This window comes from Pseudomonas sp. RIT-PI-r (assembly GCF_001297015.1).
In the GTDB taxonomy this organism is placed as follows: Bacteria; Pseudomonadota; Gammaproteobacteria; order Pseudomonadales; family Pseudomonadaceae; genus Aquipseudomonas.
On record NZ_LIGE01000003.1, the window covers coordinates 1 to 17,537 of the forward strand.

The 17,537-nt window shown below is 57.7% G+C and carries 16 protein-coding genes, 5 tRNA genes and 1 riboswitch; of the genes, 5 read left to right on the forward strand and 16 right to left on the reverse strand.

Going from position 1 to position 17,537, the window contains the following annotated elements; all coding sequences use genetic code 11:
• Positions 1-415 precede the first annotated feature (415 nt).
• Positions 416-492 (reverse strand) — tRNA-Arg (locus AK821_RS00020).
• Positions 493-787: 295 nt separating this feature from the next.
• Here AK821_RS00020 and AK821_RS00025 point away from each other — a divergent pair.
• The gene (locus tag AK821_RS00025) at positions 788-1,024 is read left to right on the forward strand and encodes a hypothetical protein (protein ID WP_064387573.1); all 237 of its coding nucleotides are present in this window, start codon (positions 788-790) and stop codon (positions 1,022-1,024) included.
• A gap of 20 nt (positions 1,025-1,044) precedes the next feature.
• Positions 1,045-1,224 carry a PA3371 family protein gene (locus AK821_RS00030; RefSeq protein WP_064387574.1) on the forward strand — a complete coding sequence of 60 codons (180 nt, stop codon included), beginning with the start codon at positions 1,045-1,047 and terminating at the stop codon, positions 1,222-1,224.
• On the opposite strand, the gene phnN is transcribed toward AK821_RS00030, so the two are convergent.
• Positions 1,199-1,768, reverse strand: a complete 570-nt coding sequence (phnN, locus tag AK821_RS00035; protein WP_064387575.1) for a phosphonate metabolism protein/1,5-bisphosphokinase (PRPP-forming) PhnN — start codon at positions 1,766-1,768, stop codon at positions 1,199-1,201. The two genes, AK821_RS00030 and phnN, sit on opposite strands and share 26 nt — an antisense overlap.
• A 388-nt stretch (positions 1,769-2,156) precedes the next feature.
• Between phnN and AK821_RS00040 the strand changes: the two genes are divergently transcribed.
• Entirely contained in the window at positions 2,157-2,483 is a 327-nt protein-coding gene (locus tag AK821_RS00040; RefSeq protein WP_003178899.1) for an Arc family DNA-binding protein, read from the forward strand.
• A 114-nt stretch (positions 2,484-2,597) separates the two neighbouring features.
• Here AK821_RS00040 and mgtE read toward each other — a convergent pair whose 3' ends face one another.
• Positions 2,598-4,040 carry a magnesium transporter gene (gene mgtE / locus AK821_RS00045; RefSeq protein ID WP_034153320.1) on the reverse strand — a complete coding sequence of 481 codons (1,443 nt, stop codon included), beginning with the start codon at positions 4,038-4,040 and terminating at the stop codon, positions 2,598-2,600.
• Between the two features lie 321 nt (positions 4,041-4,361).
• Between mgtE and AK821_RS00050 the strand changes: the two genes are divergently transcribed.
• On the forward strand, positions 4,362-4,880 hold the full coding sequence (locus AK821_RS00050; RefSeq protein WP_064387576.1) for a hypothetical protein: 519 nt from the start codon (positions 4,362-4,364) through the stop codon (positions 4,878-4,880).
• 19 nt (positions 4,881-4,899) lie between these two features.
• On the opposite strand, the gene AK821_RS00055 is transcribed toward AK821_RS00050, so the two are convergent.
• From AK821_RS00055 to ltaE, 8 genes are all read right to left on the reverse strand, one after another.
• Positions 4,900-4,976: transfer RNA gene (locus AK821_RS00055), tRNA-Arg, on the reverse strand.
• 72 nt (positions 4,977-5,048) lie between these two features.
• Positions 5,049-5,125 (reverse strand) — tRNA-Arg (locus AK821_RS00060).
• A 71-nt stretch (positions 5,126-5,196) separates the two neighbouring features.
• Positions 5,197-5,273: transfer RNA gene (locus AK821_RS00065), tRNA-Arg, on the reverse strand.
• A gap of 107 nt (positions 5,274-5,380) precedes the next feature.
• Positions 5,381-5,471: transfer RNA gene (locus AK821_RS00070), tRNA-Ser, on the reverse strand.
• Between the two features lie 62 nt (positions 5,472-5,533).
• Positions 5,534-5,722, reverse strand: coding sequence for a carbon storage regulator CsrA (gene csrA / locus AK821_RS00075; RefSeq protein WP_002554426.1), 189 nt, complete (start codon positions 5,720-5,722; stop codon positions 5,534-5,536).
• A 187-nt stretch (positions 5,723-5,909) separates the two neighbouring features.
• Positions 5,910-7,151 (reverse strand): aspartate kinase, encoded by a 1,242-nt coding sequence (locus AK821_RS00080; protein WP_008086083.1) that lies wholly within the window; start codon positions 7,149-7,151, stop codon positions 5,910-5,912.
• A gap of 90 nt (positions 7,152-7,241) precedes the next feature.
• Complete coding sequence (gene alaS / locus AK821_RS00085) at positions 7,242-9,860, reverse strand: alanine--tRNA ligase (RefSeq protein WP_064387577.1); 2,619 nt, start codon at positions 9,858-9,860, stop codon at positions 7,242-7,244.
• 146 nt (positions 9,861-10,006) lie between these two features.
• Complete coding sequence (ltaE, locus tag AK821_RS00090) at positions 10,007-11,011, reverse strand: low-specificity L-threonine aldolase (RefSeq protein WP_064387578.1); 1,005 nt, start codon at positions 11,009-11,011, stop codon at positions 10,007-10,009.
• A gap of 198 nt (positions 11,012-11,209) precedes the next feature.
• Positions 11,210-11,381: riboswitch (FMN riboswitch) on the forward strand.
• 101 nt (positions 11,382-11,482) lie between these two features.
• Between ltaE and AK821_RS00095 the strand changes: the two genes are divergently transcribed.
• Positions 11,483-11,992 (forward strand): 6,7-dimethyl-8-ribityllumazine synthase, encoded by a 510-nt coding sequence (locus AK821_RS00095; RefSeq protein WP_007919335.1) that lies wholly within the window; start codon positions 11,483-11,485, stop codon positions 11,990-11,992.
• A gap of 121 nt (positions 11,993-12,113) precedes the next feature.
• On the opposite strand, the gene astE is transcribed toward AK821_RS00095, so the two are convergent.
• The 5 genes from astE to astA all read right to left on the reverse strand — a co-directional run bounded on the left by astE (position 12,114) and on the right by astA (position 17,486).
• Complete coding sequence (gene astE / locus AK821_RS00100) at positions 12,114-13,124, reverse strand: succinylglutamate desuccinylase (RefSeq protein ID WP_064387579.1); 1,011 nt, start codon at positions 13,122-13,124, stop codon at positions 12,114-12,116.
• A 12-nt stretch (positions 13,125-13,136) separates the two neighbouring features.
• Entirely contained in the window at positions 13,137-13,427 is a 291-nt protein-coding gene (locus AK821_RS00105; protein WP_016983958.1) for a hypothetical protein, read from the reverse strand.
• 57 nt (positions 13,428-13,484) lie between these two features.
• Complete coding sequence (astB, locus tag AK821_RS00110) at positions 13,485-14,831, reverse strand: N-succinylarginine dihydrolase (RefSeq protein WP_064387580.1); 1,347 nt, start codon at positions 14,829-14,831, stop codon at positions 13,485-13,487.
• A gap of 163 nt (positions 14,832-14,994) precedes the next feature.
• A complete protein-coding gene (gene astD, locus AK821_RS00115; RefSeq protein WP_177330931.1) occupies positions 14,995-16,464 on the reverse strand; it encodes a succinylglutamate-semialdehyde dehydrogenase in 1,470 nt (489 codons plus the stop codon).
• Positions 16,461-17,486 carry an arginine N-succinyltransferase gene (astA, locus tag AK821_RS00120; RefSeq protein WP_064387582.1) on the reverse strand — a complete coding sequence of 342 codons (1,026 nt, stop codon included), beginning with the start codon at positions 17,484-17,486 and terminating at the stop codon, positions 16,461-16,463. The genes astD and astA overlap by 4 nt, the downstream gene beginning before the upstream one ends.
• Positions 17,487-17,537 lie beyond the last annotated feature (51 nt).

A 17,537-nucleotide genomic window follows, 5' to 3' on the forward strand; every position in this document is an offset into this window, starting at 1 on the left:
CTCTCTGCAGCGGGAGGCGAATTCTACAGCGTTACACGCTGCTGTCAACACCTCTTTTTCAACTTCCTTTCTGGCTTCGATGAACTGAAGCAACCTGCTGCCGAAACCTACATAACTCATTGAATCTAAAGGAGTTTTCCGTTTCGACTGCGCCGGAAGTGGGGCGAATTATAGACATCTCAAATCTGCCGTCAACCGTTAATTTCAATTTTCTATCGAAACGCCGGAAAAACTGCCGTCATGCCGTCATATAGACAGAACGCCTGAAATCGAGCCGAAACCAAGAGGAGCATCCGGCAGACACTGGAACCCACCATCACCGCATCCGCGCCCAAGAACATCAAGCAGCAAGAACACGAGAAGAGCACCAAAATACTGGCGGGCACTACTAATAGAAGGGGATTCAAACAATAGATGGTGTCCCAGGGCAGGTTCGAACTGCCAACCTTCCCCTTAGGAGGGGGATGCTCTATCCAATTGAGCTACTGAGACACGCGATTGTCGCAAGCAGAAGCAGCGCGACGGACGGCGTGCATGTTAACGGCCAAGTTCCGGTTTGTCATGTCATCCGTAGCCATATTAAGTGTAGGCATGCGCACTGGTATGTCGCGGGAAGATTTACCGTGCATTTTGCACTCCCGCCAAAAAGCCATCATTGCAGATTGCAACCCAAGCAATTCTATCAAGTCTCTCATATCCTTGTTTTTAAAGGACTTGCCAGCGATTAGACTATTGGCATGACGACTGCTTTGCCTGTTCTATAGAAGAACAATCGGAGCGCGGCCCCATGAACACCACCCTCTTGCTTGCAAATGCGACAGCACTAGCGGTTTTGCTGAGTTTTCACTCTATCCCCGCTAGCACCGCCCCGGAATCGATAGCCCAGCGCATGCCGCATTACCTGCAAGTGCAGAAGCAGCCCCAACTGGCAGTGCTGAGCGATAACAGCAACCTTGTCCCAAGGATCGTCAGCGCCTCCGAACAGGCTTTGCCAATCCAACCTACAGAACGTCTGGTTTTTTGAATTATCTTCAGGAGTACAGCATGTCCAAATCAGCCGCAGGATTTCTGATCCTCGCCTTTTTGAGTGGGGCTATGCATTTTTCGCTTTTCGAGGAAACCACAGTCACCCTGCCCCTGATTGTCTGCGGAGTATTTTCGATGCTGTTTGTCCTGGCGTTGGTTGCCGGACGCAAGATCAAGTTTGATCCAGTCCTGCGCTGAGCCGGATAAGGTCAAGCAACTGGTTCACCGCCCCCGCCAGCTCACCTGAGTTATCGATCATATGTACCGGCCCGTCACTTGACCTGCGGTCTTTAAATAAAGAGTTACGGGCAAGTCGGGCCTCAACCTGCTCAAGCGACTCTCTCCCACGCCTTAGCAGCCGCTTACGTAAAACCTCGTCACTTACCGTAAGCAGTACCGGCACCAGCTCAGGGTAACGGCTCATCGCTTGCCGCAGATTAGCGCGCGAGCCGTTAACCAACACATGGTGCCCCGCTGCCAAAATCCGATCCATTTCGGCCGGGATCCCATATGCAAGACCGTTCGCGTGCCATGCCAGGGAAAAGCCCCCCTCGTGCGCACGTCGCTCGAACTCCTCCGGCGTTACACCAACCGCATCTTCACCCACCGATTCAGCTGATCGCGTAATGACTCGCCGCATTACCTCGCACCCCATTGCTCGCAGCCGTTCGCGCGCGGCTTCAATCAGGCTGTCTTTCCCTGATCCGGATGGACCCATCAGATAAATAAGCTTGCCACCCATCCTGAAAACGCCTCCACAACAACGTAGCCACTAGTAAATCGGCAATTTGCCACTATCCTTCACAGACAGGGAACAAGGATAGAAAGCCATATAGCATGCACGCCTTCACGTCTTCAGACATCAACTGATGGCCACCAGGAGGCATACAGCGATGCAGACCAAGGCAAAGTTTTCAAACCAGTCCGCATTTCTGATGATTGGTGCTGGCATTACGCCTTTACCCGGCTCAATATTTGTCACAGAATTGACGCCAATGATCTGGCAATTTTGAGGCATGATGCCGGCCTCTTAACAATTCAGGTTGAACCATTTGGCGCGGATGCTTGTCCTACCACACATCCTGCGGCCAATCCCGAGAACCGCTCCCCTGAACTAACCGGTTAAATATATGCGCCCATTGAAACAGGCAATTTATTCCAGCCGTACGGCTGACAAGTTCGTCGTACGTCTGCCAGACGGAATGCGTGAACGCATTGCCGAGGTGGCTCGCAATCATCATCGCAGCATGAACTCCGAGATCATTGCGCGCCTTGAGCAGAGTCTTATTCAGGAAGGTGCACTGGGCGAAGAGCTGAGCATGCGCCTGGACAGCCCGGAGCTGTCGCTGCATGAGCGCGAGCTGTTGCAACGATTCCGCCAACTGTCTCACCGCCAACAGAACGCTTTGGTATCCTTGATCGCACACGATGCCGAAATGGCAGCAGACGCGTCCTGAGCCACACCGAACACGTCAAGCCAGCTTAACCGCTGGCTTTTTTTTGCGCGGATTTTGAGTTTTCACAGACAAGAAAAAGCCCGCCATATAGGCGGGCTTTTTCGATGCAGCGGATCAGAGCAGGAAGATCGTCGCCAGCCCGAGGAAGATGAAGAAGCCGCCACTGTCGGTCATCGCAGTAATCATCACACTCGCCCCCATGGCCGGGTCGCGCCCCATTTTCGCCAGGGTCATCGGGATCAATACTCCCATCAACGCCGCCAGCAGCAAATTGAGCGTCATAGCCGCTGTCATTACCACGCCCAACGACCAACTGCCGTAGAGCAGATAAGCAACCACACCAATTACACCACCCCAGACCAGGCCATTGATCAGGCCTACCGCCAGCTCCTTGCGCATCAGGCGCGAAGTATTGCCGGTGCTGACCTGGTCGAGCGCCATGGCGCGAACAATCATGGTGATCGTCTGGTTACCGGAGTTACCACCAATACCGGCCACGATCGGCATCAGTGCTGCGAGCGCTACCAGTTTCTCGATCGAGCCTTCGAACAGACCGATCACTCGAGAGGCGACGAACGCAGTGATCAGGTTGACCGCCAGCCATGCCCAACGGTTGCGTAAAGACTTCCAGACCGAGGCGAAGATGTCTTCCTCTTCACGCAGACCGGCCATGTTGAGAACTTCGCTCTCACTCTCTTCACGAATCAGGTCGACCATTTCGTCGATGGTCAAACGGCCAATCAACTTGCCGTTCTTGTCGACCACCGGGGCCGAGATCAAGTCATAACGTTCGAACGCCTGAGCGGCGTCATAAGCATCTTCGTCCGGGTGGAAACTCACCGGGTCGCTCGCCATTACTTCGGCAACCTGCTTGTCCGGATCATTAACCAGCAGACGCTTGATCGGCAGCACACCTTTGAGCACACCGTCGTAATCCACCACGAACAGTTTGTCAGTATGGCCCGGAAGCTCCTTGAGGCGACGCAAGTAACGCAGTACCACTTCGAGACTGACATCTTCGCGGATGGTGACCATCTCGAAGTCCATCAGTGCGCCAACCTGCTCCTCGTCATAGGACAGAGCCGAACGCACGCGCTCGCGCTGCTGGTTATCCAGACTCTCCATCAGCTCATGGACGACGTCTCGCGGCAGCTCGGAAGCAAGGTCAGCAAGTTCGTCGGCGTCCATGTCCTTGGCCGCAGCCAGGAGCTCGTGATCATCCATGTCGGCGATCAGCGTTTCACGAACGGAGTCGGATACCTCAAGAAGAATGTCGCCGTCGCGATCGGCCTTGACCAATTGCCAGAGCGTAAGACGATCATCCAGCGGCAAGGCTTCAAGGATGTAGGCGACGTCAGCGGAGTGCAGATCATCGAGCTTGCGTTGCAGCTCGACAAGGTTCTGCCGGTGAACCAGGTTTTCAACCCGGTCGTGATGCGCGCCTTCCTGGCGATGAGTCAGGTCTTCGACGACCCGTTGACGCTGCAGCAGCTCGACGACTTGAGCCAGGCGATCCTGCAGGCTTTCCTGTGTTTTCTTTACTTCGATTTCAGACATAGGCGAACTCCACTCCCAGCAGCGGGGCACGCCGGAAGGATCAATCAGTCAATTCATGATTGGTGAAACTGTTTACTGAGTAACTACTGGGTAAGTCCATGGAGGTTTTCCATAAGCCCCGGCGGGGCTGACGGGCGCAATGATACACCGCCTGACGGTTTTAAACGTTAAAAAATCTCGGCCGAAACAAGTGCTTGCGAAACAAACCTGAGCACTGTCCTGATCCCTGCACATGCGACGACTCATCCTGAAAAGAAAACACACCAGCACTCGAAAATGTAGCGACTACCCTTGAGCGCAGATCGTCATGGAGGACATCGAATGCCATTGAAACCATCCCACCTTGTACTCACCAGCCTGCTCTGCCTGCCGCCGACCGGGGCCGCCCTCACCCTCCATCGCTGCGAAGCCGCCGATGGCAGCATCACCTTCACCTCGATGAGCTGTGCACAAGGCGAACGGCGCTCCGCACAGGAAGTCCACCCCTACTCGCCCGGATCAGTTGTGGCCGTGATGCCAGAGCACAACCATGAACAAACCTCCGGCATGACAGCCGCAGGCCGAGGACCGGGCATCGTTGGCCACACTCAAGACAAATGCGGAGATCTGATTAACGCCAGACAACGTCGCGAAGCAATCATCAATCGACGCATCATTGCCGGCATGAGCCAGAAAGACGTCGAAAGCGCGCTAGGCAAACCGGACAAGGTGAATATTCGAACATCGACGACGAGCTATCGATACGACCTCAAGCGAGGCCGTAGTGCTCAAATAGATTTTGATGAGAGGGGATGCGTGAAGGAAAAAGCCAAATCCCGGACAGCAAAAAGCCCGCGTTAAACGCGGGCTTTTCGGTATATGGTGCACTCGACAGGATTCGAACCTGTGACCGCTCGGTTCGTAGCCGAGTACTCTATCCAGCTGAGCTACGAGTGCATTTTGTGTTTTTAGCCCAGACCACAACTGGGTAAAGCCAAGTTATTTGCATTACTGCAATTAACTCTTAAATGGTGCACTCGACAGGATTCGAACCTGTGACCGCTCGGTTCGTAGCCGAGTACTCTATCCAGCTGAGCTACGAGTGCATTTGTGTTTTTAGACCAGATCACATCTGGTTGAAGCCGAGTCATTTACATTGCTGCAACTAACTCTTAAATGGTGCACTCGACAGGATTCGAACCTGTGACCGCTCGGTTCGTAGCCGAGTACTCTATCCAGCTGAGCTACGAGTGCATTTGTTGCGCCGCATTATAGCCCGTCTAATCTCTATTCCAACCACTTTTTCTATTAATTTCAACAACTTACAGAAAAAGCCAGATTACGACGTACTAAGCAAATAATGGCGGAGAACGGGGGATTCGAACCCCCGACACCCTTGTGAGGTGTACTCCCTTAGCAGGGGAGCGCCTTCGGCCACTCGGCCAGCTCTCCGCAACACGGGGCGTATCTTAACCAACCTTTTCCCCGTTTGCAAACATAAAAATCGATAAAAATTAATGGCTTGGTTCTTCGTCCTTCTCTTTCTTTATACGCAGGTAAATTTCCTCACGGTGCACGGCAACCTCTTTCGGGGCATTGACGCCGATACGCACCTGATTTCCTTTAACGCCAAGCACGGTCACGGTGATTTCGCCGTCACCGATAATCAGGCTTTCTGCGCACCGACGGGTCAGAATCAGCATACCTTTCTCCTTACGCAATTCAGTTCAGGGACAACAGTCTGCAAAAAAAAGGCACCCGACCTACAACCGGAGCGATCGTAGCCCTACATGCCTGAGTATTGACCAGCGCGAGCAAAAGAACAGTTCAGGGCTCGCGCCATTCAAAAAATAAAGGGCGCGGTCAGACCGCGCCCCTCAAGAAGCGGAATTACTCGCCTTGACGGGCAGGAGCATCCAGTTCGAAAGCCGTGTGCAGGGCGCGCACAGCCAGTTCCAGGTACTTCTCTTCAATCACCACGGAAACCTTGATTTCCGACGTCGAGATCATCTGGATGTTGATGCTTTCTTTTGCCAGGGATTCGAACATGCGGCTGGCCACGCCTGCGTGGGAACGCATGCCGACGCCGACGATCGAGACCTTGGCAATCTTGGTGTCGCCAACCACTTCACGGGCACCGATCTCGCGAGCGGTGTTTTCCAGCACGGTCTGTGCAGCCTGGTAGTCGTTACGGTGCACGGTGAAGGTGAAGTCGGTGGTGTTATCGTGCGCGACGTTCTGCACGATCATGTCGACTTCGATGTTCGCGGCACTGATCGGGCCGAGAATTTTGAACGCCACGCCCGGGGTGTCTGGCACGCCACGGATGGTCAGCTTGGCTTCATCGCGGTTGAAAGCGATGCCGGAAATGATCGGCTGCTCCATGGTTTCCTCTTCATCAATAGTAATGAGGGTGCCCGGACCCTCCTTGAAGCTGTGCAGTACGCGCAGCGGAACGTTGTACTTGCCGGCGAATTCCACCGCACGGATCTGCAACACCTTGGAACCGAGGCTGGCCATTTCCAGCATCTCTTCGAAGGTGATCTTGTCCAGACGCTGAGCGACCGGCACAACGCGCGGGTCAGTGGTGTAAACACCGTCAACGTCGGTGTAGATCTGGCACTCGTCAGCCTTTAACGCAGCAGCCAGTGCCACGCCGGTGGTGTCGGAACCGCCACGACCGAGGGTGGTAATGTTGCCGTGCTCGTCGACGCCCTGGAAACCGGCGACAACCACCACGCGACCTGCCTTCAGATCACCACGAATCTTCTGGTCATCAATCTGCAAGATACGCGCTTTATTGTGCGCACTGTCCGTCAGGATCCGCACCTGATTACCGGTGTACGACACCGCCGGCACACCGCGCTTGATCAGCGCCATGGCCAACAGGGCAATTGTCACCTGCTCACCGGTGGAGACGATCACATCCAGTTCACGCGGAACCGGTTGGCCATCGCCACTGATTTGCTTGGCCAGATCGATCAGACGGTTGGTTTCGCCGCTCATTGCAGACAATACAACCACCAGGTCATCGCCGGCATCGCGGAATTTCTTAACCTTGTCGGCGACCTGCTCGATTCTCTCGACAGTACCGACCGAGGTGCCTCCAAATTTCTGTACGATCAAAGCCATTTCAAAGCCGCCTCTGCCCATGAAGGGCGCCCAATAATCACTCGAACAGCCGCCGGGCCCGCCACTAGACTGCGGGCCCGACGGGCCGTCTTATAAACCCTGCTCGACGAATGGAACGGTCAGCGCCAATGCGCCATCCAGCGCGCCGGCGTCGACACCGCCGCCCTGCGCCATGTCCGGACGACCACCGCCCTTCCCGCCCACTGCCGCAGCAGCCTGCTTCATCAAATCACCGGCTTTGAGTTGGCCAGTCAGGTCTTTGGTTACGCCTGCAACCAGAACGACCTTTTCCTCATGGACACTGCCGAGCAGGATCACTGCGCGGCCGAGTTTGTTTTTCAGCTGATCGACCAGCGCCAGCAGCGCCTTGGCGTCCTGACCATCCAGACGTGCGGCCAAAACCTTCACGCCTTTGACGTCCAGAGCCGAGGACGACAGATCGTCGCCCGCCGCGCTCGCCGCTTTGGCTTGCAACTGCTCGAGCTGCTTCTCCAGTTGGCGATTGCGCTCGAGCACAGCCGACAGCTTGTCGATCAGGTTGTCGCGGCTGCCCTTGACCAGGCTGGCCGCTTCCTTGAGTTGTTCTTCTGCAGCATTCAAGTAGGCCAGTGCCGCAGCACCGGTGACTGCTTCGATGCGACGCACGCCCGAAGCCACACCGCCTTCGCTGATGATTTTCAGCAGGCCGATGTCGCCGGTACGGCTGGCGTGGATACCGCCGCACAGCTCGACGGAGAAATCGCCGCCCATGCTCAGCACGCGCACGCTGTCGCCGTACTTCTCGCCGAACAGCGCCATCGCGCCTTTGTTCTTGGCGGTTTCGATGTCGGTTTCTTCGGTTTCAACGGCAGAATTCTTGCGTATCTCGGCGTTGACGATGTCTTCCAGCGCTTTGATCTGCTCAGGCTTGATCGCTTCAAAGTGGCTGAAGTCGAAGCGCAGACGCTGGCTATCCACCAACGAACCTTTCTGTTGAACGTGCTCGCCCAGTACCTGGCGCAGAGCAGCGTGCAGCAAGTGCGTGGCCGAGTGATTCAGTGAAGTCGCGTGACGCACTTCGGCATCGACGTGAGTTTCCACCGGCGCACCAATGGTCAGGCTGCCCGAATCCAAGACGCCGTGGTGCAGGAACGCACCGCCGGTCTTGGTGGTGTCACGCACGTCGAAACGGCTGCTGCCGGCCTGCAGATAACCGCAGTCGCCGATCTGGCCGCCGGATTCCGCGTAGAACGGCGTCTGGTTCAGCACGATCACCGCCTCTTCGCCTTCATTCAAGACGTCGACCGATTGGCCATCTTTATAGATAGCGACGATTTTTGCAGAACCGCTGGTGTCGGTGTAACCGGTGAACTCGGTGGCCACATCAACCTTGACCAGGGTGTTGTAGTCCAGACCGAACGAGCTGGCCGAACGCGCGCGAACTCGCTGGGCTTCCATCTCACGCTCGAAACCGGCTTCATCGACAGTCAGGCTGCGCTCGCGGGCGATGTCGGCGGTCAGGTCCATCGGGAAACCGTAGGTGTCGTAGAGTTTGAACACCACGTCGCCCGGCACCACAGTGCCTTTGAGTTCCAGCAGATCCTGCTCGAGAATCTTCAGGCCGTGCTCCAGGGTCTTGGAGAACTGCTCTTCTTCGGCCTTGAGCACGCGCTCGATGTTGCTCTGCTGCTTCTTCAGTTCCGGGAAGGCTTCGCCCATCTCGGCAACCAGCGCAGCGACGATCTTGTAGAAGAAGCTGCCGGTGGCGCCGAGCTTGTTACCGTGACGGCAGGCGCGACGGATGATCCGGCGCAGCACGTAACCGCGACCTTCGTTGGACGGCAGCACGCCGTCAGCGATCAGGAAACCGCACGAACGGATGTGGTCGGAAACGACCTTGAGCGACGACTGGTCGCCGTTTTCGCAACCGATGGCTTCAGCCGAAGCTTTCAGCAGGTTCTTGAACAGGTCAATGTCATAGTTGGAATTGACGTGCTGCATCACCGCACTGATCCGCTCCAGCCCCATGCCGGTGTCGACCGACGGCGCTGGCAACGGATGCAACACGCCGTCGGCGGTGCGGTTGAACTGCATGAACACGTTGTTCCAGATCTCGATGTAACGGTCGCCGTCTTCTTCCGGCGAACCCGGTGGGCCGCCCCAGATGTGGTCGCCGTGATCGTAGAAAATCTCGGTGCACGGGCCGCACGGGCCGGTATCGCCCATGGTCCAGAAGTTGTCGGAGGCGTACGGCGCGCCTTTGTTGTCGCCGATGCGGATCATGCGCTCGACCGGCACACCGATTTCTTTGGTCCAGATGTCATACGCTTCGTCGTCGGAGGCGTAGACGGTGACCCAGAGTTTTTCCTTCGGCAGTTGCAGAACGCCGGTCAGGAAGGTCCACGCGTAGGTAATCGCGTCCTTCTTGAAATAGTCACCGAAGCTGAAGTTACCGAGCATTTCGAAGAACGTGTGGTGACGAGCGGTATAACCGACGTTTTCCAGGTCGCTGTTCTTGCCACCGGCACGCACGCATTTCTGGCTGCTGGTCGCACGGGTGTACGCACGTTTTTCCTGGCCCAGGAAGCAGTCCTTGAACTGGTTCATCCCCGCGTTAGTGAACAGCAGGGTTGGGTCGTTGCCCGGAATCAAAGAGCTGGAGGCTACACGGGTGTGGCCTTGCTCTTCGAAGAAGCGAAGGAAGGCTTCACGGATTTCTGCGCTTTTCATTAGGTTCTTCCACGGAGGCTGCGGCCAAAGGCCTGTTCGAAACGTCAACAGACGAAGCGACGGCAAAGGGCCGCATTATATCGGCCCTGCGCGCGGGGTACAGCGTGTTTATACGATAGAAACGGTCAATTGGACGGCTAACGCTGTCACTTGCGCGAAAACTCGACGAATGTCGCGATCACTTGCTCGATTTGCGAGCGATTGACGTCCATGTGCGTGACCATGCGCAGGCGTGCGGCGGCGCTCAACTTGATCCCGCGATTGGCAGCAAACGCCTTGATCGCTTCGGCTTTGTCGCCCATTTGCACATAAACCATGTTGGTTTGCACGGGTTCGACGATGAAACCTGCTTCACGCAGACCGTCGGCCAAAAACTGCGCGTTGGCATGGTCGTCGGCCAGACGTTCAACGTTGTGATCCAGGGCGTACAGCCCCGCCGCAGCCAGCAACCCGGCCTGACGCATGCCGCCGCCGACCATTTTGCGTAAACGGCGGGCCTTGCCGATCAGTTGCTCGGAGCCGCACAACACCGAACCCACCGGCGCCCCCAGACCTTTGGACAGACACACCGACACCGAATCGAAATGTTTCGTGATTTCCCGCGCATCAACCCCGAGTTTGACCGCCGCGTTGTAAAGACGCGCGCCATCCAGATGTAACTGCAGGCTGTGCTCTTGGGTAAATTGGCGCGCCCGGGCGAGATATTCCAGCGGCAGCACTTTGCCTTGCATGGTGTTTTCCAGCGCCAGCAATCGAGTGCGGGCGAAGTGGAAGTCATCCGGTTTGATCGCTGCCGCGACCTGATCCAGGTCCAGCGAACCGTCGGCCAGCACTTCCAGCGGTTGCGGCTGGATCGAGCCAAGCACCGCAGCGCCACCACCCTCGTATTTGTAAGTGTGCGCCTGCTGGCCGACGATGTATTCATCACCACGCTCGCAGTGCGCCATCAAGCCCAGCAGGTTGCTCATGGTGCCAGTCGGCACGAACAGCGCTGCGGCGAAGCCCAAACGTTTGGCCAGTTCTTCTTCCAGACGATTGACCGTCGGATCTTCGCCGTACACGTCATCACCGGTGTCCGCCGCAGTCATCGCGTCGAGCATGGCGGGGGTCGGTTGGGTGACGGTGTCGCTGCGAAGATCGATAACGCTCATGAACCTGGCCTCAAGTCAGCAGGGGAAATCCCTTTACGAAGTGGGATTACTGCGGTCATCGCATGGATTAATCAAGCCTTGCGCAAGGAAAAGTCGTTTCGAGCCTGCAAAAAATTCGATGACAATCATCAGAAAGGCGCAATGCACAGACACACAATCTGTGATAAAAACGCTGCGCCGCCCGAGAAAGGGCGGCAAAAACGTTCTCAGGGCGGGGTGCAATTCCCCACCGGCGGTAATTGCGCGCAATGCGCATAGCCCGCGAGCGCTTGGCGGCGAACACGACTTCGATTGTGATCGACGGCAAGGTCAGCAGACCCGGTGTGATTCCGGGGCCGACGGTCATAGTCCGGATGAAGAGAGAACGGGATTAACGCCAAAGGGCCGTCCGCGCGATGTTGTGCGTGTGCGCACCCTTGAATCCCTTTCGATTCATAACGCCCTGTTTTTCACACAAACAGGAGTCAGAACATGCAACCCACCGCTATCGACAGCAAAAGCAAACACCCTCATGGCGAGCGCGTCGCGTTCATCCAGGCCTGCTGGCACAAGGAAATCGTCGACCAGAGCCGTAAAGGCTTCGTCGCCGAAATGATTGCCCTGGGTTATCAGGAATCGGACATCGACATCTTCGAAGTCGGCGGCGCCTTTGAAATGCCCCTGCACGCCAAGTTGCTGGCCAAGACCGGTCGTTATGCCGGCATCGTCGCCGCGGCCCTGGTGGTGGATGGCGGCATCTACCGTCACGAGTTCGTCGCCCAATCGGTGGTCAGTGGCCTGATGCAGGTGCAGCTGGAAACTGAAGTGCCGGTGTTCTCGGTGTCGCTGACGCCGCATCACTTCCATGCTGGCGACGAACATCAGAAGTTTTTCTTTGAGCACTTTGTGCATAAAGGCCAGGAAGCGGCGCGCACTTGCGCGGATACGCTGCGCAAGGTTCGCGCACTGCGCCGCACCGAGCCGCATGCGGTAGCCGTGTAAACACGGAACCAAAACTGTAGGAGTGAGCCTGCTCGCGATAGCGGAGTGTCAGTCGACCACTGTAGTGACTGATACATTGCAATCGCGAGCAGGCTCACTCCTACAGGGGTTTTGCGTAGGGTCAGGCGAGGTTTTCGTCGGTGGTCGGGACGATCAGGATGCCCGCGCGCAAGCCGTTCTTGACCTTGGGATTAGGGAAGATGATCCGTGCGCCCTGCTCTTCGATGATCCAGCGGGTATTGGCCAAGTCTTCAGCCAGGACGTAACCCACCTCCAACTCTGAAAAGTTCTCGATGTCCTGCGGCAGGTTCAAGCGGAACGCATCGCTGTGCTTGATGATTTCCCGCGCGACACTAAATAGCTGCAAACCGTCCAGTTGCGCTTCAGCCATTTCCGGCTCAGTGCCTTCGATGATCTGCTTCAGACGGGTTTCCAGCAGCGAGACATTGACTCCGTCGTTCTGTCCGAATGGCCGCGCCTTGCCCAGTTCCAGCGTGAAAGCCTCGGCACCGAGCTTGTCGTAGGTGTAGGAGCTGAATACGATTGACGGCTTGTTCTGCAGCAGTACGGCTTCCATCCCTGCCGCACGCAGACGTGCCAGCTCAAGGCGCGAATGCTGACGACCGTCCTTCCACGGGTACAGGGCAAACTGCTCGATCTTCGAACCGCGAATGGCGGTATGCAGGTCGTAGTGCAGGCGCTGGCGATCCGGCAGGCTGAAAAAACTCGCCGCCAGCCGTTCCAGCTCACAGGCTCGCAACGCTTCCGAGCCACTGCTTTGTTCATGACGGCCGTTGAACAGCCGATTGACGTCCTGCTCGATAAAACGCTCGCCTTTGCGAATCGCTTCCGGGTTACCGAACAGGAACAGAATGCGTGCGCGTGGCTTCAGATCGCCACGAGCGATGTCATGCAGCAGCCGATCGAGCAACTCGATCGGCGCTGTTTCGTTGCCGTGAATCCCCGCTGAAAGCAGCAGGTCCAGGCCATTGTCGCGCGCTTGCGGTGGCCGGACTTCCAGCGCACCTTCGCTCAACCAGCGCATACGCACGCCTTCGACAGTCAGTTGAGTCTTCTCCGCCGGTTCGCGGCCGGCGAGGGTCAGTTCAAGCAGTTTGCCGAGGGCGAGCATAGAGCGGTTTCCTTAGTGGTCGTGGTTGCAATCCGGGCCGTGCACGTGGTCTTCATCGTCGCCGACGTCAGCCGGTTCCATTTCCAGTTGCAGACTTACCAGATTAGTCGCCAATGGGCGCAGCAGCAGGTTGGCGTACTCGGCGTCACCTTCTTCAACGTCCACGCCGATCAGCAACTGGCCACGGCCGTCCTGCTGGATCCACAGCTCTTTGCCTTGCCACATGACCGCGACGCGGGTGCACGAGGTTTGCAGTTGCGTGCCGTCGGTGTCTTCAAGGATCAGCTGCAGGGAATCGCTCATGTTTTTACTCTCTTGGTGAGACAAGCCGCGCGCCGCGTTCGGGCGACGCGCCGGCCATCAATTGATCTGGAATGGATAAACCGCGCCCAGTTTAAGGATTTGCGTCAGTTCATCCAGTGCCGTCCGGCATTCAAGCAGCAATTGCGGGTCCGCCAGATCGGTTTCGCTCAGGCGGTCGCGGTAGTGCTTTTCAACCCATGCGGTCAACGAACCGTACAACGGTGCCGTCATGATAACCCCTGGGTTGACCGCCGCCAGTTCGGTTTCGTTAAGCGCGACGCGAAGACGCAGGCACGCCGGGCCACCGCCGTTCTGCATGCTTTGCTTGAGGTCGAAAACCTTCACTTCGCGGATCAGGCCTCCGGAACTGGTCAGCTCTTGCAGATAAGTCCAGACACGTTCGTTGGCCTGGCACTCTTGCGGCACGATCAGCAACATCGAACCGTCAGGGCGCGACAGCAACTGACTGTTGAACAGGTACGAGCGCACCGCGTCATCGACGGTGACCGCCGAACGCGGCACACACACCGACTGGAAGTTGCCGCCGGCTTTGGCGAGTTTGCTTTGCAGCTCGGCCAGTATCGAGTCGGTGTCGAGGAAGGCGTCCTCGTGATAGAACAGCACCTCGCCATTGCCCACGGCGATCACGTCGTTGTGGAACACGCCCTGATCGATCACGTTCGGGTTTTGCTGGGCGTAGACCACACCTTCGTCACGCAGGCCGTGCAGACGGGCAACGGCTTGCGACGCTTCGAGGGTCTGGCGCGCCGGGTACTTTTGCGGCGCCGGGAAACGGTTGTCGAAGGCACTGCGACCGAACACGAAGAACTCGACGCCCGCCTCGCCATACTCACGACAGAAACGTGTGTGATTGGCCGCACCTTCGTCGCCGAATTGCGCCACTGCCGGCAACGCGGCGTGATGGGCGAAGTGCTGCTGATTGGCGAACATCGCGCCGAGCACGCGACTGGTGGTCGGGTGCTCGATGCTGCGGTGATATTTGCAATTGAGGTTGGCGGCGGTGAAATGCACGCGGCCGTCAGCAGTGTCGGCACTCGGGCTGACCGTGGCGGCGTTGGCCACCCACATGCTCGACGCTGAGCAACTGGCGACCAGTAGCGGCATGGCTTCCTTGGCAGCGCGCTCGATCACTTGTGCGTCGGTGCCGCTGAAACCCAGACGGCGCAGAGCGCCCACATCCGGACGTTCCTGCGGCGCCAGCACGCCTTGCTGAAAGCCCATTTCCATCAGCGCCTTCATCTTCGCCAGACCTTGTAGCGCCGCTTCCTTCGGATTCGAAGATTGCTGACTGTTGCTCTGGGAGGCAACGTTGCCGTAGGACAGACCACCGTAGTTATGGGTCGGCCCCACTAGACCGTCAAAATTGACTTCATAGGATTTCATCAGCGAGGCTCCACGAGAATCTGTTGTTATAGGCTTCAGGTAACAATTCAGTCAGACCGCGTCGCGGCTATCGCGAGCAGGCTCACTCCTACAGGTTGAGCGGTGAACACACATGTTGTGTACGACCCAAATCCTGTAGGAGTGAGCCTGCTCGCGATGGCCGTTACACCATCTTCACGCCGGGTGTCAGGGCTGCTGGCAGAGTCAGGCTCGGGGTTTCCAGCGACGCCACCGGGTACGCGCAGTAATCCGCTGCGTAATAGGCACTGGCGCGATGGTTGCCCGAGGCACCAACACCACCAAACGGCGCGCTGCTCGCAGCACCGGTCAGTTGTTTATTCCAGTTGACGATGCCGGCACGGCTTTCCAGCCAGAACTGCTGATAACGCGCTTCGGAGTCCGACAACAAACCTGCGGCCAGACCATAAGCAGTGTCATTCGCTTCAGCGATCGCTGCTTCAAAATCAACGTAGCGGATCACTTGCAGCAACGGGCCGAACAATTCTTCGTCCGGACGCTCGGCAACCTCGGTCACATCAATAATGCCCGGGGTCAGCAATGCGGCTTGTGCCTGCGGCTGAGTCATTTCCAGCAGCGACACCGCGCCGTTGGCCAACAGATGTTCTTGAGCGTCCATCAGCGCTTTCGCGGCGCCAAGGGAAATTACCGAACCCATGAACGGCACAGGTTGTTGATCGAATGCGCCGACCTCAATGGTCGAACTCACTTCAACCAGACGCTTGAGCAGGCTGTCACCCCACGCGCCTTGCGGCACCAGCAGACGACGCGCGCAGGTGCAACGCTGACCGGCAGAAATGAACGCCGACTGAATAATCGTGTAAACCGCCGCATCCAGATCCGCGACCTGATCAACCACCAGCGGGTTGTTACCACCCATTTCCAGCGCGAGGATTTTGTCGGGACGACCAGCGAATTGTTGGTGCAGGTGATTGCCGGTGCGGCTCGAACCGGTGAAAAACAGACCGTCGATACCCGGGTTCGCCGCCAGCGCGATGCCAGTTTCGCGAGCGCCTTGCAGCAGGTTCAGAACACCTGCCGGCAGACCGGCTTCGACCCAGCACTTGACCGTCAGCTCGGCGACTTTCGGGGTCAGTTCGCTTGGCTTGAACAGCACGCTGTTACCCGCCAGCAATGCCGGCACGATGTGACCGTTCGGCAAGTGGCCGGGGAAGTTGTAAGGGCCGAACACCGCGACCACGCCGTGCGGTTTGTGGCGCAACACAGCGGTGGCGTCGCCCAACGGGCCGCTCTTCTCGCCGGTACGCTCGCGGTAGCTTTGCACCGAGATCGCGATCTTGTTGACCATGCTGGTCACTTCGGTCGCGGCTTCCCACAGCGGTTTGCCGGTCTCTTCACCAATGGTGCGAGCCAGTTCGTCAGCGTGGTTTTTCAGCGACGCGGCGAAAGCCTCAAGCACGCTGATGCGCTCGTCCAGCGTACGACGTGCCCAGCCTGGGAACGCCTGACGCGCAGCCTGCACAGCCGATTCAACCTGAGCAGCCGTGGCGCCCTCCCCCGTCCACAGCACTTGCTGGGTCACCGGGTTCAGCGATTGGAAAGCTTCGCCCTGACCGGCCAGCCACTCACCTGCGATGTATAGCGAATTCATTATTTCGACTCCCGTGCAGCGGACAACGCCACGGCGCGTACTTGATCGCCCGCGTTGAGTTGAAGACGTTTGGCGGTCTGCGGATCAACCACCAGCGTGCCGGCAGCGAGACGCGCCGGCGCAGCGGTGATGCGGCAGTCTTCGCGCTTGCGGTTATGAATGATGAACGGCGTGGCGTCATCGCCCGGCGTGCCCACGGCCAACACCAGCGCCTCACTGTCACGCACCGCGCGGATCTTGCCGGTTTCGCATTCGATGGCAGGCCCTGCGTCGAAAATGTCGACGTAACCCTGATAGCTGAAGCCTTCGCCCTTGAGCATCGACAATGCCGGCTCGGTATCGGGGTGAACCTGACCGATCACAGTGCGCGCATCCGGCGAGAGGAAGCAGGTGTACAACGGGAATTTCGGCATCAGCTCAGCGATGAAAGCCTTGTTGCCGACACCCGTCAGGTAATCAGCCTGGCTGAACTCCATCTTGAAGAAGTGCCGACCGAGGCTTTCCCAGAACGGTGAACGGCCGGCGTCATCGGAGACACCGCGCATTTCGGCAATGATCTTGTTGCCGAACAGCTCCGGGAATTCAGCAATGAACAGCATCCGCGCCTTCGACAGCATGCGACCGTTGAGACCGCTGCGGTAATCGGCGTGCAGGAACAGCGAGCACAGCTCGGAATTACCAGTCAGGTCGTTGGCCAGAAACAGCGTCGGAATCTCGCGATAGATGTTCAGCTCTTGCGAAGCGCTGACGGTCAGGCCGACACGGAAGTTGTACCAAGGCTCACGCATGCCGACAGCGCCGGCAATGGCGGAAATCCCCACCACGCGACCGTCGTCGTCCTCGAGCACGAACAGGTAGTCCGCATCACCGCGACCGGCTTCGCCGCGAAAGGTCTTCTCGGCCCAGCCGACCCGATGGGCCAGACGTTCTTCATTGGCCGGCAAGGTGGTCAGGCCGGTACCGGTGCTGCGGGCCAGGTCGATCAGAGCGGCTAAATCGCTGCTGCGTACGGGACGAACAATCATGCTATCTCCTCAAACGGGCCGCCTTCGCCACCCGTGAAACTCGCTAAGGCG